This is a genomic window from Sphingomonas sp. ABOLG, from assembly GCF_003950435.1.
Classification (GTDB): domain Bacteria; phylum Pseudomonadota; class Alphaproteobacteria; order Sphingomonadales; family Sphingomonadaceae; genus Sphingomonas; species Sphingomonas panaciterrae.
In genome coordinates this window covers 269,401-289,418 of the sequence record NZ_QQWW01000005.1, presented here as the reverse complement: position 1 = coordinate 289,418, position 20,018 = coordinate 269,401, and the positions used below count along the sequence as shown (strand labels likewise).

18 protein-coding genes and 1 tRNA gene are annotated in these 20,018 nt (G+C 67.5%); 11 read left to right on the top strand and 8 right to left on the bottom strand.

Annotated elements, in window-relative coordinates; genetic code table 11:
* Positions 1-295 precede the first annotated feature (295 nt).
* Positions 296-1,330 carry a LacI family DNA-binding transcriptional regulator gene (locus CA236_RS08520; RefSeq protein ID WP_125945272.1) on the bottom strand — a complete coding sequence of 345 codons (1,035 nt, stop codon included), beginning with the start codon at positions 1,328-1,330 and terminating at the stop codon, positions 296-298.
* Between the two features lie 316 nt (positions 1,331-1,646).
* On the opposite strand from CA236_RS08520, the gene CA236_RS08515 reads away from it, so the two are divergent.
* Together CA236_RS08515 and CA236_RS08510 are read left to right on the top strand one after the other, a co-directional pair.
* On the top strand, positions 1,647-4,190 hold the full coding sequence (locus tag CA236_RS08515; protein WP_125945271.1) for an exo 1,3/1,4-beta-D-glucan glucohydrolase: 2,544 nt from the start codon (positions 1,647-1,649) through the stop codon (positions 4,188-4,190).
* A 26-nt stretch (positions 4,191-4,216) separates the two neighbouring features.
* A complete protein-coding gene (locus CA236_RS08510; protein WP_125945270.1) occupies positions 4,217-6,856 on the top strand; it encodes a TonB-dependent receptor in 2,640 nt (879 codons plus the stop codon).
* A 61-nt stretch (positions 6,857-6,917) separates the two neighbouring features.
* On the opposite strand, the gene CA236_RS08505 is transcribed toward CA236_RS08510, so the two are convergent.
* The 5 genes from CA236_RS08505 to CA236_RS08485 all read right to left on the bottom strand — a co-directional run bounded on the left by CA236_RS08505 (position 6,918) and on the right by CA236_RS08485 (position 11,903).
* Positions 6,918-8,030: an ABC transporter permease gene (locus tag CA236_RS08505; protein WP_125945269.1), complete on the bottom strand. Its 1,113-nt coding sequence runs from the start codon at positions 8,028-8,030 to the stop codon at positions 6,918-6,920.
* A complete protein-coding gene (locus CA236_RS08500) occupies positions 8,027-9,154 on the bottom strand; it encodes an ABC transporter permease (RefSeq protein WP_125945268.1) in 1,128 nt (375 codons plus the stop codon). Before CA236_RS08500 ends, CA236_RS08505 begins: the two co-directional genes overlap by 4 nt.
* On the bottom strand, positions 9,151-10,182 hold the full coding sequence (locus tag CA236_RS08495) for an HlyD family secretion protein (RefSeq protein WP_125945267.1): 1,032 nt from the start codon (positions 10,180-10,182) through the stop codon (positions 9,151-9,153). Before CA236_RS08495 ends, CA236_RS08500 begins: the two co-directional genes overlap by 4 nt.
* The gene (locus tag CA236_RS08490) at positions 10,179-11,633 is read right to left on the bottom strand and encodes a TolC family protein (protein ID WP_241212579.1); all 1,455 of its coding nucleotides are present in this window, start codon (positions 11,631-11,633) and stop codon (positions 10,179-10,181) included. Before CA236_RS08490 ends, CA236_RS08495 begins: the two co-directional genes overlap by 4 nt.
* Before the next feature lie 180 nt (positions 11,634-11,813).
* A tRNA-Ser gene (locus CA236_RS08485) sits at positions 11,814-11,903 on the bottom strand.
* Positions 11,904-12,024: 121 nt separating this feature from the next.
* Here CA236_RS08485 and hspQ point away from each other — a divergent pair.
* The 5 genes from hspQ to CA236_RS08460 all read left to right on the top strand — a co-directional run bounded on the left by hspQ (position 12,025) and on the right by CA236_RS08460 (position 14,611).
* A complete protein-coding gene (hspQ, locus tag CA236_RS08480) occupies positions 12,025-12,432 on the top strand; it encodes a heat shock protein HspQ (RefSeq protein WP_125945265.1) in 408 nt (135 codons plus the stop codon).
* 131 nt (positions 12,433-12,563) lie between these two features.
* Positions 12,564-12,869 carry a 50S ribosomal protein L21 gene (gene rplU, locus CA236_RS08475; protein ID WP_046406359.1) on the top strand — a complete coding sequence of 102 codons (306 nt, stop codon included), beginning with the start codon at positions 12,564-12,566 and terminating at the stop codon, positions 12,867-12,869.
* Positions 12,870-12,894: 25 nt separating this feature from the next.
* Positions 12,895-13,164, top strand: a complete 270-nt coding sequence (gene rpmA / locus CA236_RS08470) for a 50S ribosomal protein L27 (RefSeq protein WP_046406357.1) — start codon at positions 12,895-12,897, stop codon at positions 13,162-13,164.
* Between the two features lie 183 nt (positions 13,165-13,347).
* Positions 13,348-13,899, top strand: coding sequence for a GNAT family N-acetyltransferase (locus CA236_RS08465; RefSeq protein ID WP_241212578.1), 552 nt, complete (start codon positions 13,348-13,350; stop codon positions 13,897-13,899).
* 133 nt (positions 13,900-14,032) lie between these two features.
* Positions 14,033-14,611 (top strand): helix-turn-helix domain-containing protein, encoded by a 579-nt coding sequence (locus CA236_RS08460; protein WP_125945264.1) that lies wholly within the window; start codon positions 14,033-14,035, stop codon positions 14,609-14,611.
* 29 nt (positions 14,612-14,640) lie between these two features.
* Here CA236_RS08460 and CA236_RS08455 read toward each other — a convergent pair whose 3' ends face one another.
* Entirely contained in the window at positions 14,641-14,907 is a 267-nt protein-coding gene (locus tag CA236_RS08455) for a DUF1294 domain-containing protein (RefSeq protein WP_046406637.1), read from the bottom strand.
* 103 nt (positions 14,908-15,010) lie between these two features.
* On the opposite strand from CA236_RS08455, the gene obgE reads away from it, so the two are divergent.
* From obgE to ychF, 4 genes are all read left to right on the top strand, one after another.
* Positions 15,011-16,060: a GTPase ObgE gene (gene obgE / locus CA236_RS08450; RefSeq protein WP_046406648.1), complete on the top strand. Its 1,050-nt coding sequence runs from the start codon at positions 15,011-15,013 to the stop codon at positions 16,058-16,060.
* The gene (locus CA236_RS08445) at positions 16,045-16,305 is read left to right on the top strand and encodes a hypothetical protein (protein WP_125945262.1); all 261 of its coding nucleotides are present in this window, start codon (positions 16,045-16,047) and stop codon (positions 16,303-16,305) included. The genes obgE and CA236_RS08445 overlap by 16 nt, the downstream gene beginning before the upstream one ends.
* 44 nt (positions 16,306-16,349) lie before the next feature.
* Entirely contained in the window at positions 16,350-16,934 is a 585-nt protein-coding gene (locus CA236_RS08440) for a TIGR02466 family protein (RefSeq protein ID WP_125945261.1), read from the top strand.
* Positions 16,935-17,007: 73 nt separating this feature from the next.
* Positions 17,008-18,108, top strand: coding sequence for a redox-regulated ATPase YchF (gene ychF, locus CA236_RS08435; protein ID WP_046406642.1), 1,101 nt, complete (start codon positions 17,008-17,010; stop codon positions 18,106-18,108).
* A 90-nt stretch (positions 18,109-18,198) separates the two neighbouring features.
* On the opposite strand, the gene dnaA is transcribed toward ychF, so the two are convergent.
* Positions 18,199-19,536 (bottom strand): chromosomal replication initiator protein DnaA, encoded by a 1,338-nt coding sequence (dnaA, locus tag CA236_RS08430; protein WP_241212577.1) that lies wholly within the window; start codon positions 19,534-19,536, stop codon positions 18,199-18,201.
* Between the last annotated feature and the right edge of the window lie 482 nt (positions 19,537-20,018).

The window sequence follows — 20,018 nt, the reverse complement described above, 5'->3', positions numbered from 1 at the left end:
CACTGGCGCCTTGTTTTCGCTAACCACTGCCTTGTTTTCGCTAACCACTGCAACCAGCCCGTCCGGGCCACCGCTGCGGTGACACCCATCTAGGTGCACCCGCCCACACCGTCAAACACTTTTTGCAGTCTTCCTACACAACACCAACAAAACCACGCTTTTCCGCGGGTTTCAGGACCCCGCCGCCGCTGTGCCGCCGGTGCGCTCCGGCCGAATCAGCGTGCCTCGCGGCCTGCCTGCGGAACAGAACCGGGCGAATCTGGCCTCGTTGGGGTGAAGCTTGACCAGATTAGAATCAGAGCGGCGCGGTTCGGGTGGTTGAGCCGCGAACCAGGAGCTGGTGCTGGAGACGGAGTGCCGGTGTCAGAGGGCGCTTCTCGATCAGCGCTAGCAGGGCGTCGGTCGCCGCGTGCGCCATGTCGTAGGTCGGCTGGTGGATCGTGGTGAGCTGCGGCCAGGTGACACGCGAGATGAGGCTGTCGTCGAAGCCCGCGACGGAGACATGGCCGGGCACGTCCAGCCCCGCCTCCTTGGCGGCGACCACCACGCCTGCCGCCATATCGTCATTCGCGGCGAACACCGCCGTCGGCCGCTGGCGATCGGCAAAGATGCGGCGGCCCGCGGCGAGGCCGGATTCGAACGTATAACGCCCCTGTTCGATCAGCCGTTCGTCGACCGTCGCCCCGGCGGCCTGCATCGCGCCGCGAAAGCCGTCCAGCCGCTGGCTGTTCGACGGGTGATCGGGATCGCCCTGCACAAAGGCGATCCGCCGATGGCCGAGCGACAGGAGGTGATCCGTCATCTCCCGCGCCGCCGCGCCATCATCGATCCCCACCGTCGGCGAGGCATCGAGCGCGGTGGTCGGCGCGATGCGCACGAAGGGCAGGCGCGCCTCCACCAGATCGCGCACCGTCTGCGGATCGTCGCCGAGCGGCGGGGCGAGCACGATCCCCTCAAGCCCAGAGGTGCGGGCGAGTTGGAGAAGGCGGCCGGAGACGGCGCGCGCGTTTTCGCACGGAAAGAGCAACAGGCGATAACGTTCGTCGTGCAGGCGATCGAGCGCCCCCGTCTGGAGGTCGACGACGTAATTGGGGCTGGGGTTTTCGTAGAACAGGCCGATCAGGAAGGATCGCCCGCGCACCAGGCTGCGCGCCGCCATGTTGGGATGGTAATCCAGCGCCGCCGCCGCCTCGAGCACGCGCCTGCGCGTCTCGGGGCGAACGAAGGGCTCGTCATTGAAGACGCGCGAGACCGTCTTGATCGAGGTGCCGGATCGCGCCGCCACATCGGTGATGGTCGCCCGCACCTGCCGCTTGTCGCCTGCTTCCATCCCGATCCGAGTCCCCCTGCCCCAACCTGCGACCCTTGCGCCCCGGCCGCCCTGGCACCTGAGCGGTCCGGACCGGCCGGCGCGCGACGATGCCCCGCGAACCGGCCCCGTACAATGCGCGCCAAGCGACAATACGCACGGCCGCACCGATTTGCCGCCTGATCACAGCACGAGCCCGAAATGGCACGCGCACCATGACAGCCGCCACGACTTCAAAATTGACAACGTTGCCAAACCGCTGTTTAGACAACGCTGTCAAGACACTGCGCCACCGACGCGCGACGATAGCGTCGGGACAGGGAAGTTTTCAGAGGGGATGAGCGTGCTGAGAGTGCTGAATCGCGTGGGCTATGTTGCATTGGCGGCGGGGCTCGCCGCTTCCCCCGCGCAGGCGCAGGTGCCCGCCGCATCATCCACCCCCGCCAAGGCGACAGCCACCGCCAACCCGAGCGCGATCGCAACGCCGGCGGGCTGGGCCAAGCCCGCCCTGCCCGCGACGCGCGACGCCAAGGTCGAAAAGACCGTCGAGGATCTGCTGCGCCGCATGTCGCTGGAGCAGAAGGTCGGCCAGGTCGTGCAGGCCGACATCGCCAGCGTGACACCCGAAGACGTCTATCGCTATCATCTGGGATCGGTGCTGAACGGCGGCAATTCCAAGCCCGGCGAGGGCCATCATGTCACCGCCCCGGCCTGGGTCGCCGCTGCCGACGCCTTCTATGAGGCGTCGATGCGCCCCAATGGCGCGCTGCCGCGGATCCCGGTGATCTGGGGATCGGACGCCGTCCACGGGCACAACAATGTCGTCGGGGCGACGCTGTTCCCGCACAACATCGGGCTCGGCGCGGCGCGCAATCCCGAACTGATGCGCCGGATCGGCGAAGTGACCGCCGCGGAAATGCGCGTCACCGGGCTCGACTGGACCTTTGCCCCGACGCTGGCGGTGGTGCGCGACGATCGCTGGGGCCGCACCTATGAGGGGTTCGGCGAGGATCCCGAAATCGCCACCGCTTACGCCCGCCCGCTGATCGAGGGGCTGCAGGGCAAGGTGGGCGACCGCGACTGGCTGCGCGGCAACCATATCATCGCGACCGCCAAGCATTTCCTGGGCGACGGCGGCACGGCCGGCGGCAAGGACCAGGGTGATGCGCGCACCGACGAGGCCACGCTGCGTCGCCTGTTCGCCGCGCCTTATGTTCCCGCGATCGAGGCGGGCGTGCAGTCGATCATGGTCAGCTTCTCGAGCTGGAACGGCGCCAAGATGCACGGCAACCGGTCGCTGCTGCGCGGCGTAATCAAGGATCACTGGGGCTTTGACGGCTTCCTGGTCGGCGACTGGAACGGTCATGGCCAGGTCGAGGGCTGCACCGCGGACAATTGCTACCAGACGTTCACCGCCGGTCTGGACATGGCGATGGCGCCCGACAGCTGGAAGGGGCTGTGGCACAATACGCTGGCGCAGGCGAAGGACGGCCGGCTGCCGATGGCGACGCTGGACGATGCCGTGCGCCGCATCCTGCGCGTGAAGGTGCGCGCCGGGTTGATGGACGCGGGCAAGCCCTCCACCCGCCCGCTCGCCGGACAGTACGACCTGCTCGGCAGCGCGGAGCATCGCGCCGTGGCGCGCGAGGCGGTGCGCCAGTCGCTGGTGTTGCTGAAGAACGCGGGCAGCGCTCTGCCGCTGAAGCCGGGCGCGCGCATCCTGCTGACCGGTGACGGCGCGGACAACATGACCAAGCAGACCGGCGGCTGGACTCTGACCTGGCAGGGCACCGGCACCAGCCGGACCGATTTCCCCAAGGCGCAGACCATCGCCGAGGGCATGCGCGAGGTGGCCAAGGGCGTGGGCGCGACGGTCGACCTGTCGGCCGACGGCCGCTTCACGCAGAAGCCCGACGTGGCGGTCGTGGTGTTCGGCGAGGATCCCTATGCCGAATTCCAGGGCGACCGCGCCGATGTCGCCTTTGACGATGCGCAGGACAATCTGGCGCTGCTCAAGAAGCTGAAGGCGGCCGGCATCCCGACCGTGTCGGTGTTCCTGTCTGGCCGACCGCTATGGGTGAACCCGTACCTCAACGCCTCGGACGCCTTTGTGGCGGCGTGGCTGCCCGGCAGCGAGGGCGGCGGCGTGGCGGACGTGCTGTTCGGCAAGGCCGATTTCCGTGGCAAGCTGCCGTACAGCTGGCCGCGCACGTCGGATCAGACGGCGGTCAACGTGGGCGATGCGGACTATAACCCGCTGTTCCCCTATGGCTTTGGCCTGACGCTGAAGGATCGCGGCGAGCTGGCATCGCTGCCGGAACAGCGCGCGACTCAGGCGAGCGGCGATCGCACGATCCTGTTCGATGCCGGGCGGCCCGGCACCGGACGGCGCCTGCTGATCGGTGCGCCGGGTGCCCTGTCGCCCAATCCCGGCCCCGACCTCATCACCGCCCGCGGCGCTGACCGGCGCGCGCAGGAAGACAGCGTGCGGCTGGCATGGACCGGCCGCGGCAAGGCGGTGGCGGCGATCGTCGACAGCGCGCCCGCCGACCTGATGCGCGAGACCAACGGCGCGCTCGCCGTGCAGATCGACCTCAAGGTGGATGGCGCGCCCAGCCGGGCAGTGACCGCGGGCGTCGCCTGCGGCGAGCGCTGTGCCGGCGAGGTGCCGGTCACCGACGCCTTGCGGGCGGCAAAGCCGGGCGTCTGGACGACACTGACCGTGCCGCTTTCCTGTTTCGCCAAGGCCGGCGCTGACATGCGCCAGGTCACGGCACCGCTTTCTCTGACGACTGACGGCACGCTCGACCTGACGATTTCGCGGGCGCGCCTGGTGCAGGCGAACGGCGCGGGCACCGCTTGCCCGAATAACAACAACTAAAAAAACAAACGTCTCAGGGAGTTATCATGACCAGGACCACTTATCTGCCACTGGCAGCGCTGCTCCTTTCGGGCACCGCCATGCCTGCCGTCGCGCAGGTGATCGAAACGCCGCAGCAGGACCAGTCGACCAGCCCGACGTCGCCGCAGGCGACCGAACAGGGCACCGACGACATCGTCGTCACCGCCAACCGTCGTGAGCAGAATCTGCAGGACGTGTCGGGCGTGGTGCAGGCCCTGTCCGCCGATGACCTGCGCAAGAGCGGCATCACCGATGTGCGGAACCTGGGCGTGGCCGTCCCGGGGCTCAACATTGCCAATCAGGAAGGCAATATCGAGATCTTCATCCGCGGCGTCGGATCCTCGAACAACACCGAACTGGGTGATCCGGGCGCCGCGCCGCACCTGAACGGTTCCTACATCCCGCGTCCGCGCGGCCTTGGCCTCATGTTCTACGATCTGGAACGGGTCGAGGTGAACAAGGGGCCGCAGGGCACGCTGTACGGCCGCAACGCGCTCGCCGGCACGCTCAACATCATCACCGCCAAGCCGACGTTCGACCGGGTCACCGGCTATGCGCAGGCCGAATATGGCAATCGCGACAGCTATGCCGCCGAGGGCGCGATCAACGTGCCGCTGAGCGACAATTTCGCCGCCCGCGTTGCCGGCTATTATGTGAACAAGGATTATGGCTTCAAGAACGCCTCGCCCGATCCGCAGGCGAGCCGGCTGAAGCCTGCCGGCCTCGAAGAGAATTACGCCGGCCGCGTGTCGCTGCGCTGGGAGCCGACCGATCGTCTCTCGCTGTCGGTCGTCGGTGACTATGGCAAGGAAACCGGCACCGGCTATCCGGGCGCCAACATCTTCGCCGCGGTCGAGGCCACCGGGCTGCGGCCCGAGCAGCTCGACCTGCGCCGCGTCGTCTATCGCGGCCAGCAGGGCGACATGGAGAACGAGCTCTGGGGCGTTCAGGGCAAGATCGGCTATCGCTTTGACACCTTCTCGGTCGAGGCGACGGGCAGCTACCGCTCGGTCGATTTCATGCAGTCCAACGCCAGCAGCGAGAGCATCGCGTGGAACGGCCGCGATTATTCGACGGTGCAGTTCGACAATTTCTCGAACAACTTCTGGCAGACCAAGTCGCAGAGCCAGGTCTATGAGCTGCGCGCCAGTGCCGATTCCGACCAGTCGCTGCGCTGGAACTTGGGCGGCTTCTACTTCAAGGAAAAGCAGCAGGTCGGCTATATGGCGGTCGCCGATCGCGGTTACTGCTGCTATTCGGGCACCGAGTTCACGATGCCTGACGTGAACGGCGAAAGCTTCGCCTTCTTCGCCGACGGCACGTATGACGTGACCGATCGCCTGCGCGTGATCGGCGGCATCCGCTACACCGACGAGAAGAAGTCGCGTTACGGCATCGGCGGCAATTGGGCGCTGACGCTGGGCGGCGCGGATGGCGCGTGCTGCGTCAGCACGCGGCTCGGCACCGAGGGCTTCCGCCCGGCGCTGCTCGACCGGCCGAACTTCAACGTCACCGGCCTGACGACGCCGCAGCAATATGCGCAGTTCCTGATCGAAGGCATCAAGAGCCCGGGCGCGCGCGACACGCTGATCCAGCAGATCGGCTCGATCGCCAACGGTACCAACCCGAACGGCACCTGCTTTACCCGGCCGGACATCGACAACGGCTTCGTCACGTGCCCGACCGGCACCAACGGCGGCTTCAGCTATGCCAATCTGACGATCCCGGGGCAGCAGCGCGGCTCGGCGAAGTTCAACTTCGTCGATTATCGCGTCGGGCTGGAATATGACATCACGTCGGACAACATGCTCTACGCGAAGGTTTCGACCGGGCATAAGTCGGGCGGGTTCAACGACACGTTCCAGACCTCGCCGATCCCCGAGACGTTCAAGCCGGAAAGCCTGACCGTGTTCGAGGCCGGGTCGCGCAACAGCTTCACCGCCTTCGGTCGCCGTGCGCACCTGAACCTGACCGGCTTCTATTATGACTATCAGGACCAGGTGTTCCAGGACCTGACCTGCATCAACCTCGACACCACGCAGACGCCCCCGCAGTGCAACGGCTATTCGCTGGTGAACCGCAACATCGGCGCCTCGCGCATCTACGGTCTGGAGGCTGAGGCGCGCTTCAACCTGCCGGGCAATTTCTCGCTCGATACCAACTTCGCGTTCCTCGACACGAAGATCACGCGCGGCACCGTCGCCGACGCGCGCGGGCAGAACAACGAGACGGGCGAATCGCCGCTCATCGACCTGACCGGCAACCGCCTGCCGCTGGCATCCAAGTACAATGTCAGCGTGAAGCTGGCGCAGTGGTTCGAAATGGGCCGCGGCCGGTTCGACTGGCAGGCGCTGCTGAGTTATCGTTCGTCCTACTTCCTGTCGCAGTTCAACGAGAAGGACATCGTCTTCCTCGACGGCGAGCGGCAGAATGCACTGCAGGCCGGCTTCCCCGATCGCCAGGTGGGCTTCACCACGCTGAACCTCGGCGTCGGCTACACGATCGGCAATTACCGGCTGGAGGCGTGGGCGACCAACTTCACCGATCAGCAGGCGTCGACCAAGGCGCTGGTCGGATCGGCGCTCAACATCCGCTTCCTGAACGACGCCCAGAGCTATGGCGTCCGGGCACGCGTGAACTTCTGATCCGTCACGGGTCCGCAGGCGCCGTCGCAGTAGCGGCGGTGTCTGCGGACACCGACGATCCTCAGGCGCCCCCGGTGCAGACCTCGGCGTTCAGGCGCCGCACCCGCCACAGGAAGCCGGCGGTATAGCAGGCGGCGAGCCCCGCCATGACGCAGAACGGCCCCCATGCCTCCGCCAGCGTTGCCCCCATCTGGTTGAAGCGAATGAACAGGTGCGTCGCAGGCGTCGCTGGCGACAGCCATGCGCCCGTCGCCAACCATTGCGGCATGGCATAGAGCGGCCAGGCGAAGCCGCCCAGGAACAACAGCGGCAAGGACGTGGGCAGGAGCACCTTCAGCGCGTCGTCGCCGGCGCGAAACAGGCTGCCCAGCACCATGCCGAGTCCCGCCACCGCCACCGCGAACGGCGGGATCGCCAGCAGCAGCCCCGGCATGTTGCCGCCGCGCGGCACCCCTTGCGCCCAATAGACGAAGCCGAAGTAGAAACCCGTCGTCAGGACACCGACGAGCACGGCGGCGGCCAGCATGCCAAGCGCCTCCGCCCGGCGCATGACCGTCCAGCCGCGCTGGCGGCGATCCGCCACCAGCCGCGCGGACGCGGCGAGCAACGTCTGTTGCAGGATGATGTTGGCGACCGCCGGGAAGACGTAATCGCGATAGCCGCCGGTGGTGAAGATCGGCTGCACCAGCACCTCAGGCGCGCGCTGCCGCGCGATCGCCGGCACCGTTTGCGCCAGTTCGTCCAGCGCATCGAGCGCCACCTGGCCCAGCGTCTCCCCGATCGCCTCGGCGCGGACGAAGTACGCACCGTTCAGCCATAAGGCGATGCCCGTCCCCCCGCCGCGCGACAGGACGCGCTGTTGCAGGTGCGGCGCGAGGTACACGACGCCATCGGCCTTGCGCGCGCGCACCAGTTCGCGCGCTTCGCCCAGATTGCCCGTTTCCACCACGACGAAGACCGCGCGTGTATCCGAAAGGTGCCGCACCAGCGCGCGCGACATGGGCGAACGATCGGCGTCCACCACCACCAGCGCGATGTCGGTCGCCGTCTGCTGTTGATAAGGCGCGGGATAATAAACGGCGTAGAACAGCACGGAGACGACCGCGAGCATCAGCAACTCGCGCGTGCGGATGATCGTCAGCAGCGTCTGCTCGAGCGCCCGGAGGAAGCTCATACCGGGCGCTTCGATCGCACGATCAGCACCATGCCGACGACGCCGCCGATCAGCGGATAGAGCAGCAGCGCGATCATTGGCGTCAGGTCGGCGCGCGCGGTGACGCCGATCAGCTGGTCCATCTGCAACAAGATGTAGTGGGTGAGCGGCAGCACCTTGCTCCAGTCCTGCGCATACCACAGCCCGCCGCTGAGCGGCAGCGTCGCGCCGGAATAGGCGAGCGCCGATCCGGCGACGATGACCGCACCGGAAAAGGACGTGCCCACCTCGCGCGTGACCGCGATGAACAACAGGCCGATCGCCGCCGTGGCGATGAACAGCAGAACCAGCCCGATCACGACCAGCGCCACGCTGCCCTCGACGCGATAGCCACGCGCCAGCGTCATCCACAGCAGCCACGCCACGCCCCACGTTATGCCGGCCAGGACGTGCACCGCCAGCCGTCCCGACAGCGCCGTCACGGGCGCCGGCGTGTCACGGACATAGGCGCCGAATGACTTGTCGCGCAGCAACAGCCCGAGCGAGCCGATGCAGGAAATGGCGATCACCAGATGGAGGATGCTGGGCCCGATCAGCATCCCGAGGAACCATTCGAGGCTGAGCGTCGGGTTGCCGAGCAGCGTGATCTGGATCGTCGGCAGCGTGCGCCCGGCAACAGACGCCCCTGCCACGCCCAGGTCGCGTGGCGCCTGGGCCAACAGCGTCGCCGTGGTGACGAGCCGCAGATAGGTGGAGGCGACCGATCCTGTCGACAGGAACACCGCCTCGTAGAACACCGTCACCGGCGGATCGGTGGCCCCACGGGTGCCGACGCCTTTTGGAATGACCATGAAGGCGACAGCCTGTTCGCGGCGAACCATGGCCAGCGCTTCGGCGCGCTGCGGCGTCTGCGCCACCACCTCCAGATACGGTGTCGCATCAATGTTGCGCGTGATCGCGCGGGCGAGCGGGCCGCCGTCCTGATCGACGATGACGACGGGCAGGTTGCTCAGCGTGCCGCCCCACATCATGGCCGCCATCGCCGCCAGCATCACCAGCGGAAACAGCGTGAGCAGGAAAAGGTCGAGCGGGGTACGGAGGATTCGCGCGGCTTCCTGCCGAAAGGATGCCGCGAACGCGCTCATTGCGGCCAGTCGAACAGGACGCTCATCCCCGGCCGCAGCCCCGTGGCGCGCTGCGTCGGCTCCAGCTTCACGGCAAAGGCGTGAACGTCATAGCCGCTCGACTGCCGCGTCGCACGGAACGTGGCGTAGCTGCCCTGTGGCGCGATGTTGGTGACGCGAAAATCGATGGTCTTGCCCAGCGCGGGCACGGTGCCGCGCAGCACGCGGCCCTGCTTCATGCCCCTGAAATCATCCTCCTGGACGTTGACCGTCACCCACGGGCGATCGATCGCGATCAGCTGGATCGCGGGCAGGATCGGGCTGACGATCTCGCCCGGCTGCACCAGCCGCCGCGATACCTCGCCATCAATTGGCGAAATCAGCCGCGTCTCACGCTCAGCCGCATCGGCTGCGAACACCAGCGCCTCGGCGGACCGCACCTGCGCGGCGGCGACCTGCTTGTTCTCCTCCCGCGTGCCGGCGGCGACCTTTTCATATTGCAGCCGCGCCGCCTCCGCGATGCGCGCGCTCGACACCATCGCGGCGCGTGCCTCGTCACGCCGCTGCGCCGCGACCACCCCCTGTTCATAGAGGCTGTCGACCCGCCGGCTGGTCGTCGCGGCGAGGTTCGCGGTGGCGCGCGCCGCTTCCCAATTCGCGCGCATGGCGGCGATGTCCTGCTCGCGCGCGCCCTTGTCGGCGATTTCCTGCAGCGCGCGTGCGCTTTCCAGCGCGGCGGCGGCCTGTTGCGATCCCGTTTCCACTTCCGGCGCATTGAGGATCGCGAGTACCTCGCCGCGGCGCACTCGATCGCCCTCCGACACCATGATCCGCGTGAGCCGCGACAGCGCCTTGGTCGCGACGTTCACCTCCTCCGCCTCCACCTCGCCCTGCAGCGGCGGCAGGGCCGGACGGCTCGCGAGCCACAGGCCGATTGCGACGGCGATGGCGACGATCACCACGCCGCCCCACAGCAGCCAGCGCGTGCGATGTGACGGCGGCGGCGCGTCCTCCGCGGTCGCGGGAGCAGCAACCGTCTGCGCGCTCATCGCCGCGCCACGATCGGGATGCGCACGTTCGCGCCCGCCAGATACTGCGGAAAGGCGTCGAGCTTGCCGGACGCGGTCAGCAGCGCCGCGAGCGCCAGTTCATATTCATATGCGGTCGCCACGCGCTGCGTTCGTGCCGCCGCCAGCGCGGCTTCCGCCCCGGTCACTGCCGTCACTGTCCCCTCGCCCTCGCGGAAGCTGATCTGCTGAACGCGCAGATTCTCCGCTGCTGCCGCCAGGCTGCTGTCCAGCGAGACGAAGGAACGCCGCGCGCTTTCGACCAGGTTCCACGCCCGCAGCGTGGCGACACGGCTCGTCTGTCGCGCGCCCCGCGCGGTTTCCGCCGCCGCCGCCTCCTGCTCCCGCGCCGCCGCGACCGACTGCGATCGCCCGATATTGGACAACAGGGTGTACCGCACGCCGACGCCGACGATCCAGTCCGGCTCGACCGGCAAGGCATTGGAACGGTTGAGGTTATATTCGCCAAAGGCAAAGGCCTGCGGCCGCTGGCGCGCCTTCGCCAGATCCACCCCGGCCCGCGCCACCGCGGTCGCCGCATCGGCCTCGCGCGTCTGCGGCAGATCGTCCTCGCCGCCCAGGAACGTACTTGGCGGCGGCAGCGGCGCGGTCTGCACGAACAGCGGTGTCGTGGGGGTCACGCCCTCCTCCTCGAGCAGGCTGGCAAGGTCGCTGCGGGCGCTGTCATGCGCCAGCACCGCGCGCTCATATTGCCGCTCCGCCGCGTCACGCGCGACCTGCGCCTCCAGACGGCGGGCGCGGGGAACGAAGCCCGCCAGCTCCAGCTTGATCGCGTCGGACAGCAGATCATCGAGCGCCGCGAGCGACTCGCGCGTCGAATCCTCCAGCGAGGCGGCGGCAAGCTGGCCGAAATAGGCGCGGATCAGATTGACCCGCACCAGATCGCGCGCCGATCGGGTGCGCGCCTCGCCCAGCGCGGTTCCCGCCGCCGCCCCGCGCTTGATCGCGGCGATCGCGCCACCGGTGTAGATCGGCAGGATGCCCTGGACCGTGGGGCGGAACACGCTCTGGCGAAAGCGATACGACACGTCGCTCGGCAGTGCGGCGAACAGCCCCGGCAGCGCCTGGGAGATTCGCCCCACGATATCGGAGGCGATGGCCTGGAATTCAGGTGCGACGGAGCCGGGGATCGAATCAAGGAAGCTGTTGGAGCTGTCCAGCGCGTCGCGGCGCGGGCCGGTGAGGTCGAGCGACAGCGTCTTTTGATATTCGACATATTGCGCCGACACGGTGACGATCGGGCGGTTCAGCGTCGACAGCGATTCTTCGGTGAGGCGCGCCGCGCTCTGGGCGTGCTTCGCGGCTGAGAGCGCCGGATCCACGCGGTCAGTCCGCTCCAGCGCGGCGGTGAAGCTCATCGCCACCGGATCAGCCGTCGCTGCACTCGCACTCCCCAGCGCGGAAACGGCCAACAGCGCAATCCGCCAGCCGCTGCAGCGCACACCAAGGGCTGCCTGCCTGCCGTGCGCAGGCGAAACCGGATCCCAGCGACGGGGGCCCCCTCTCCACATGGCGTGAGCGTACGCCCCTTGCCTGGCCAACGCCAGTTGGTCCGCGCGTCATCGGCATGAGGGGAAGTACGAAGGAGAAGGTGGCGGAGAGGGTGGGATTCGAACCCACGGTACCCGTAAAGGCACAACGGTTTTCGAGACCGTCCCAATCGACCACTCTGGCACCTCTCCGCGAGGCAACCGGGCGTGCCAGATGGCGGGCCCGGTGGATCGAGGGCGCGCCTCTAACGCGCTTGTTTGCATTGCGCAAGCGGCTGCTTGTGCAGCGCGCAACAACCACTAGATTGGCATCATGCCTTCTGCCCCCAGTTCCCTGTCGATCCCATCGCGATCGGCCAGTTCCGCAGCGGCGAGCGATGCGCCCGCGCTGCCCGCGGTGGCCCATGCGCGATTCTCCATCGGTGACATCGTGCGGCATCGCATGCTCGATTTCCGCGGCGTCGTGTTCGATGTCGATCCGGTCTTCGCCAATACCGAGGAATGGTATCAGTCGATCCCCGAGGGGATCCGGCCGCGCAAGGACCAGCCGTTCTACCATCTGCTCGCGGAAAACGCCGAATCGACCTATGTCGCTTACGTCAGCCAGCAGAACCTGGTGCACGACGAAAGCGACGAGCCGGTCGACCATCCGGCGATCGCTGGCCTCTTCACGGGGCTGAGCGACGGGCGCTATCTGCTGCGGCGCGAGCATCGTCACTGATCGCGACGCAACGGTAATCGACGTCAGCGGCCGCGCGCGGCGTTGACAAACGGGCGCGACTCTCCTAGCTGCGCCCTTCCTCCTGGCCCGGCAATCCGGACCGGGCACAAGCATTTGGATAGAGTCAGGCCATGTTCGCAGTCGTGCGCACGGGCGGCAAGCAGTATCGCGTTGCCGCCGGAGACAAGATCGTCGTCGAGAAGCTGGAGGGCGATGCCGGCGCCTCCGTCACGCTGAGCGACGTGCTGCTGGCCGGCGAAGGTTCGGAGCTGAAGCCGACCGACGGGCTCACCGTCGCTGCCGAGATCATCGCGCAGGCGAAGGGTGAGAAGGTCATCGTTTTCAAGAAGCGCCGCCGTCACAACTACCGCCGTCGCAACGGCCACCGCCAGAACCACACGATCCTGAAGATCGTGTCGATCGGCGCGTCGGCCTGATCGCGAAGCGTAAGGAGCAAGCACCATGGCACATAAGAAAGCAGGCGGCTCGTCGCGTAACGGTCGTGATTCGGCCGGTCGTCGTCTTGGCGTGAAGAAGTTCGGCGGTCAGGAAGCGATCGCAGGCAACATCCTCGTGCGTCAGCGCGGGACGAAGTTCTACCCGGGCCGCAACGTCGGCATCGGCAAGGACCACACCCTTTTCGCGCTCGTCGATGGCCGCGTGGTATTCCACGACGGCAAGCTCGGCCGTAAATTCTGTTCGGTCGACATGATTGCCGAGGCGGCAGAGTAACATCGGGCGACCATCCGGGTTGCCCACCAGGGCGATCCGGAGCCTCCATCAGGGAGGCCAGCCACCAGACAAGGGAGCCGGGTCCGCCCAGGCTCCCTTTTTTATTGCTCCCTCAATCCACCGCGTCTGTCGCCGGCCCGTCATCGGTCCCGGCTAACGGCGCGTCAGGCGAGGAGGGCGCAGATGTTCGCGCGGACGAAGAGATTGACGTTACGGCCGGGATGGCCGGAAGAAGCCGAGAGGCTGCAGCAGACGATCGCCCATGAAGAGGTGGCGATGAAGCTGGCGCGGCTGCCCTGGCCCTATACCCACGCCGATGCAGAGGCATTTTTGTCGATGCCGCGCGGGGAGGCCGAGGCGCGATTACTGATCCTGAGCCACGACCATGATTATCCCCGCATGATCGGCGGCATCGGCCTGACCGACCAGGGCGTCGGCGTGGCCGAGCTTGGCTATTGGCTGACGCCGTCGGCCTGGGGCCGCGGCTATGCGACGGAGGCGGCGCGCGCCGTTGTCGACATGGCGCGCCATGCCCTGCCCGTCCGCCGGATCGAGGCGCGCCACCATCTCGACAATCTGCCCTCGCGCCGGGTGCTCGAGAAGCTGGGTTTCCGCGAGATCCGGCGCGAGGCCAGCTTCTCGCTGGCGCAGGGCCGGGCCGTGGACAGCGCCGTGCTGGCGCTCGACATGGGCGAGGAAGAAGAGGTCCCGGCGCGAATGGCAATCGCCGCCTGATCGCCCCTCGCCGCCCTCCTTTCTCCTGCTTGCCTGCAATGCACGGCCGGACGACGTACGCCCTCCAGCACGCCGTCCGGCTGCGTAAAGCAAGCCATTGCAAAACATTGCTGATGCGCCGACAGCCGGCTTGATGTCCGTGACCCCGCTTCGCCGCCGCATGACCCCCGAGGAATCGCGCAGCGCCGCGCTGTCGGCCGCGCGCGAGCTTCTGGTCGAGGTCGGGCCGCAGGCCGTCACGCTGAAGGCGGTGGGCGCGCGGATCGGCCGCACCCACGCCAATCTCCTCCACCATTTCGGATCGGCCGAAGGGCTGCAGAAGGCGTTGATCGAGGATCTGGCGGCGCGGATCGCCGGCACGATCAAGGCCGCAGTGCTCCGCTCACGCGAGGCGGAGGATCCCGCGGAGGTCGTCGACCTCACCTTTGACGCCTTTGGACGCAACGGCGCCGGCGCGCTCGCAAGCTGGATGATCCTCACCGGCAATGAAAACGCGCTCGACCCGATTCTCACCGCGATCCACGATCTGGTCGAGGATCTGGCGCAGGACCATCACGGCGGGGCGCCGATCCGCGAGGAAACGCTTCAGCTCGTGCTGATGGCGCTGGGCGACGCGTTGCTCGGGGCGCCGATGGCCAAGGCGCTCGGCCTGTCGCGCGATACCGCGCGCAAGCTGGCGCGAGGCATGTTGCTGGCGGACCGGGGCCGATAAGCCGGGAGCCCGGGGAATCGGGTTCGGGGCTACAGGATCAGCAGCCCGATTCCCGCGCCCGCCTGAATCGCGACGATCAGCAGCAGCCGGGTGGAAAACGGCTCCTTGCGCGTCTTGTGGCGAAACAGGTGGCGCGCGGCGAGCGCGCCCGGCGACCCGCCGATCAACGCCAGCTGCAGCAGGCTCGCCTCCGATATCCGCCGCTCGCCCGCAATGGCGCGGCGCTTGTCCGACCAGAAAGCGGCAAAGGTCGCGGCGTTAATCAGCAGCGCGGCGAACAGCAGAGTCGTGACCATCTGCCCTCCCTGCCCCATCGTCGGTTAAGCAATCACCCGGTGATGCCACGGCCGACAGCGGTCCTTGTCGCTTTGCGCCGGCGAATTCGCTAAGCGGCTCGCCATGCATTTCCTCGATCAAGCAAAGATCTTCGTCCGCTCGGGCGCCGGTGGCCCCGGCGCGGTCAGCTTTCGCCGTGAAAAGTTCATCGAATATGGCGGCCCTGACGGGGGCAATGGCGGCAAGGGCGGCGACATCGTGTTCGAAGCCGTCGCCGGCCTCAATACGCTGATCGACTTTCGCTATACCCAGCATTTCCGGGCCGAGCGCGGCCATGGCGGCTCGGGATCGAATCGCACCGGCGCGGGCGGCGAGGATCTGGTCATCAAGGTGCCGGTCGGCACGCAGGTGCTGGCGGACGATGAGGAGCGCACCCTGCTCCTCGACCTGACCGAGGTCGGCCAGCGCGAGGTATTCCTGCGCGGCGGCGACGGCGGGCGCGGCAACGCCAGCTACAAGACCTCGACCAATCGCGCGCCGCGCCAGCATGGCACCGGCTGGCCCAATGAAGAGGCCTGGGTGTGGCTGCGGCTGAAGCTGCTCGCCGACGCGGGGCTCGTCGGCCTGCCCAATGCCGGCAAGTCGACCTTCATCAATGCGGTGACCAATGCACAGGCCAAGGTCGGCGCCTATGCCTTTACCACCACCCGCCCGCAGCTGGGCGTGGTGCGGCACAAGGGTCAGGAATTCGTCATCGCCGATATTCCCGGCCTCATCGCCGGGGCGGCGGAAGGCGCCGGCATCGGCGACCGCTTCCTCGGCCATATCGAGCGGTGCCGCGTGCTGCTGCACCTGATCGACGCCAATGATGTCGACGTGGGCGAAAGCTACCGCATCGTGCGCGAAGAGCTGGAGGCCTATGGCGCCGGGCTCGACGAGAAGCCGGTGGTGATCGCGCTGAACAAGATCGACACGCTCGACGAGGAACTGATCGCGGCGCTGTCGGCCGAGCTGGAGGAAGCGAGCGGGGCCGAGGTGATCCCGCTGTCGGGCGCCAGCGGCACCGGCGTCGACTGGGTGCTGGACAAGTTGCTCGAGAAGATCGGCCCCGATCACGCCCGCGTGTCCGAGGACGACGAGGGCGAGGAACCGGTGGAGTGGTCTCCGGTCTGATCCCAGGCCGCCGCGCCCGCCGGTTCGCCCCGGCGATCGCGGCCTTGGCGGTGGCGGCGCTCGCCCCGGTGGCGCCGCGGATCGCTCTGCTCGGCGCACTACTTCTGTCGATCTGGTGGGTCGCCCGCCGCGACAACCACGTCGGCACCTGGGGGGTCCTCTACGTCCTGTTGCTGATGATCGTGGCGGTGCTGACCCTACTCGTCACCGCGCTCACGCTGCTTCACCGCCTGCACGGCGGCTGATCGCGCGCCTTGGCAATCCTGCGACGCGGGCTTACCTCGCCGCGATGCCCGTCCGCTCCCTGTTCCCGACCCTCTTCTACGAAGAGACGATCGACGATGCCGCGCTGCTCGAGGAGCTGGAGGCATCGGTCCGCGCCTTTGCCATGGACGATACCGCCGGCAAGCGCTGGTCGAAGGAGCATGGCTATCGCGGCTATACCTCCTACGCCTCGCTCGACGATCTGCCGCAGCGCGACCCTGCCTTCGCCGATCTGAAGCGTCACCTCGATCGTCACGTCGCGCGCTTCGCGGCCGAGTGCGGCTTCCAGCTTGGCGGGCGCAAGCTGAAGCTCGACAGCCTGTGGGTGAACCTGCTGAAGCCCGGCGGCGCGCATTCGGGGCACATCCACCCGCACAGCGTCGTCTCCGGCACCTTCTACGTCAGCGTGCCGCCCGGCGCCGGGGTGCTCCGGCTGGAGGATCCCCGCCTGGGCCTGATGATGGCAGCGCCGCCGCGCGAGGGCAGTTTCGTCCATGCCGAGCCGCGCCCCGGCACGATTTTCCTGTGGGAAAGCTGGCTCAGGCATGAAGTGATGCCCAGCAGCGCCAAGCAGGATCGCATCAGCGTCAGCTTCAACTATCGCTGGTAGGCCTGCGGTGAGGGTGGCTTCCGCCGCGCCGCCGCATTAAGGCCGCCGCAACACCTAATCTCAAGGATCTATCATGGGTTTCCGCTGCGGCATCGTGGGCCTGCCCAACGTGGGCAAGTCCACCCTCTTCAACGCGCTGACCGAGACGGCCGCGGCGCAGGCGGCCAATTACCCGTTCTGCACGATCGAGCCGAACGTCGGCAATGTCGGCGTTCCCGACCCGCGCCTCCAGAAGCTGGCCGAGATCGCCAAGTCCGCCAAGGTGATCGAGACTCAGCTCGCGTTCGTCGACATCGCCGGCCTGGTGCGTGGCGCGTCCAAGGGTGAGGGGCTGGGCAACCAGTTCCTCGGCAACATCCGCGAGGTCGACGCAATCGTCCATGTCCTGCGCTGCTTCGAGGATGGCGACGTCACCCACGTCGAGGGGAAGGTCGATCCGATCGCCGACGCCGAGACGGTCGAGACCGAGCTGATGCTGTCGGACCTCGAAAGTCTCGAAAAACGCGTGCCCAACCTTATCAAGAAGGGCCAGCAGGGCGACAAGGAGGCCAAGATCGGCGCCAGCGTGCTGGGCCAGGCGCTCGAGCTGCTGCGCGACGGCAAGCCTGCCCGCCTCACCCAGCCCAAGGATGCGGAAGAAGAGCGAGTCTTCTCGCAGGCGCAGCTGATCACCGCCAAGCCGGTGCTCTACGTCTGCAACGTCGATGAGGCGCATGCCGCCGACGGCAACGAGCTGTCCGCGCGCGTCTTTGCCAAGGCCGCGGCCGAGGGCGCCGAGGCTGTCGTCGTGTCCGCCGCGATCGAGGCAGAGATCGCCACCATGCCGGTCGAGGACCGCGGGGAGTTCCTGTCCGAGCTGGGGCTGGAGGAAACCGGCCTCGCCCGCGTGATCCGCGCCGGGTACAAGCTGCTCCACCTCCTCACCTTCTTCACCGTCGGCCCGAAGGAAGCGCGCGCCTGGACGATCCCGGCGGGATCAAAGGCGCCGCAGGCCGCCGGCGCGATCCACAGCGATTTCGAACGCGGTTTCATCCGCGCCGAAACGATCGCCTTTGACGATTATGTCGCCTGTGGCGGCGAGGCCGGCGCGCGCGAGGCGGGCAAGCTGCGACAAGAGGGCAAGGAATATGTCGTCCAGGACGGCGACGTGATGCTCTTCCGCTTCAACGTCTGACGCCCACCCGAACAAGAAACCGCCGGCAGCCCTGAGGCTCCCGGCGGTTTTTTCATGCCTGCTGGTGCGCCGCTGCGCCGGGTGGAAGGCTCAGGCCTCCAGATCGCGCATCAGCGCGCGCACTGCGCCGTCGACGTCGGCATCGGTGTCGCGCAGTTCCTCGATCCGCCGCACCGCGTGGATCACGGTGGAATGGTCGCGGCCACCGAACTTGCGGCCGATCTCGGGCAGCGAGCGCGTGGTGAGCCGCTTGGCGAGGTACATGGCGATCTGTCGCGGCCGCGCCACGGCACGCGCGCGGCGGGCCGAGATGAGGTCCAGCGGCTTCAGGTCGAAATGCTGCGACACGCGCTTCTGGATTTCGTCGATCGTCACGCGCCGCATGCTGCCGCGCAGCACGTCGCCCAGCGTCGCGATCGCAAAGTCGAGGTCCAGCGTCTCGCCGGTCAGCTGCGCATAAGCGATGACCCGGTTCAGCGCGCCTTCCAGCTCGCGGATGTTGTTGGTGATGCGACCCGCCAGCATGTCGAGCACGTCGGCGGGCACGCGCACATCGGCCATGTCGGCGACCTTGCGGTCGAGCAGGGTGCGGCGCAGTTCCAGCGACGGCGGCTTGATGTCGGCGACCAGGCCCATCGCCATGCGGCCGATGATCCGCTGCTCGATCCCTTCCAGCGCCTGCGGCGAGCGATCCGCCGAGATGACGAGCCGCTTGCCCGCGCCCATGATCTCGTTGACGGTGTGGAAGAATTCCTCCTGCGTCGCGTCCTTGCCAGCGATGAACTGCAGGTCGTCGATCAGCAGCAGGTCGGCCGAGCGCAGCCGCATCTTGAACGCAAAGGTGTCGCGGGCGCGAAGGGCGGCGACGAAGTCGAACATGAAGCGTTCGGCCGACATCGCGATCACCCGCGCGCCGGGGACCGCCGCCATGAAGGCGTGGCCGATGGCATGCATCAGGTGGGTCTTGCCCTGCCCCGTGCCGGCATGAAGGAACAACGGGCTGAAGCGGACCGCGCCGGGCTTTGCCAGCTGCTTGGCGGCGTTGAACGCCACCTTGTTCGACGCGTCCACGACGAAGCGGTCAAAGGTGTAGCGCGGCTCCAGCGCGGGGCGCTCGACATCGCTGGCCGGCGCGGCGGGCGCAGCCACGACGACGGGCGCTGCGACGGGCACCGCGGTCAGCGACACCACGGCGGCGCCGGCGCGCGCAGGCGCCGTCTCGATCTCGACCGAGCGGATGTCGGGCAGGATTGCGCGAAACTCGCGGAACAGCCGCTCCGCATAATGGCTACGCACCCAGTTGGTGGCAAAGGCCGACGGCAGGGTCAGGCGAACGCGATCGGGATCGCCCGCCTCGTCGAGCTGCATCGGCTTCAGCCACTGGTCGAACAGGCGGACGCCGGCGGACTCGCGCAGGTTGGCGCGCACCCGCGCCCATGCCCTTGCCAGGTCACTGCCTTCGTCAGTTGTTCGATGTTGTGACAACGGCACGCGCACCCTTCCTCGGGCCGCGACACGGGTCGCAGCCACAGATCGACAAAGCAAAAATGTCCCCCGATGTGGCCCCCGCCACGGTCGGCTACGACGATGGTCAAATGAGCGCCGCAGGCAGACAGCCGCGGCGACTGACAATGGTTTAGGAACAGCCGCGTGAGTCGATCAAGTCCGGCTCGTGCCGCATTTTTGAAATATACCTCCTTGACTCGATCCGGCCCGCCCAAATCCGTCGAAAAACGCACAAGTTGCTGTTTTTGCGATGAAAAACCGAAACGACGCAAAATCCGCGACGCGCGAATCGCGAGATTTCCTAGCCTTTCGAAACGGACCCGTTTCGTTCCAGCAGCGGGGTCGCCGCGTACAAAATGGGTCCGCCGACGAAGGCCCGATCCTTGCTTGTGGCCGGGCGGTCA

What these genes read in the sequence shown, in the direction of transcription:
- rplU (WP_046406359.1), top strand. Translation starts at nt 12,564, where the DNA reads ATGTTCGCAGTCGTGCGCACGGGCGGCAAGCAGTATCGCGTTGCCGCC.
- CA236_RS08440 (WP_125945261.1), top strand. Translation starts at nt 16,350, where the DNA reads ATGCCCGTCCGCTCCCTGTTCCCGACCCTCTTCTACGAAGAGACGATC.
- CA236_RS08520 (WP_125945272.1), bottom strand. Translation starts at nt 1,330, where the DNA reads ATGGAAGCAGGCGACAAGCGGCAGGTGCGGGCGACCATCACCGATGTG.
- CA236_RS08465 (WP_241212578.1), top strand. Translation starts at nt 13,348, where the DNA reads ATGTTCGCGCGGACGAAGAGATTGACGTTACGGCCGGGATGGCCGGAA.
- CA236_RS08510 (WP_125945270.1), top strand. Translation starts at nt 4,217, where the DNA reads ATGACCAGGACCACTTATCTGCCACTGGCAGCGCTGCTCCTTTCGGGC.
- hspQ (WP_125945265.1), top strand. Translation starts at nt 12,025, where the DNA reads ATGCCTTCTGCCCCCAGTTCCCTGTCGATCCCATCGCGATCGGCCAGT.
- CA236_RS08495 (WP_125945267.1), bottom strand. Translation starts at nt 10,182, where the DNA reads ATGAGCGCGCAGACGGTTGCTGCTCCCGCGACCGCGGAGGACGCGCCG.
- CA236_RS08455 (WP_046406637.1), bottom strand. Translation starts at nt 14,907, where the DNA reads ATGGTCACGACTCTGCTGTTCGCCGCGCTGCTGATTAACGCCGCGACC.
- CA236_RS08500 (WP_125945268.1), bottom strand. Translation starts at nt 9,154, where the DNA reads ATGAGCGCGTTCGCGGCATCCTTTCGGCAGGAAGCCGCGCGAATCCTC.
- CA236_RS08460 (WP_125945264.1), top strand. Translation starts at nt 14,033, where the DNA reads ATGTCCGTGACCCCGCTTCGCCGCCGCATGACCCCCGAGGAATCGCGC.
- obgE (WP_046406648.1), top strand. Translation starts at nt 15,011, where the DNA reads ATGCATTTCCTCGATCAAGCAAAGATCTTCGTCCGCTCGGGCGCCGGT.
- CA236_RS08505 (WP_125945269.1), bottom strand. Translation starts at nt 8,030, where the DNA reads ATGAGCTTCCTCCGGGCGCTCGAGCAGACGCTGCTGACGATCATCCGC.
- ychF (WP_046406642.1), top strand. Translation starts at nt 17,008, where the DNA reads ATGGGTTTCCGCTGCGGCATCGTGGGCCTGCCCAACGTGGGCAAGTCC.
- CA236_RS08515 (WP_125945271.1), top strand. Translation starts at nt 1,647, where the DNA reads ATGAGCGTGCTGAGAGTGCTGAATCGCGTGGGCTATGTTGCATTGGCG.
- rpmA (WP_046406357.1), top strand. Translation starts at nt 12,895, where the DNA reads ATGGCACATAAGAAAGCAGGCGGCTCGTCGCGTAACGGTCGTGATTCG.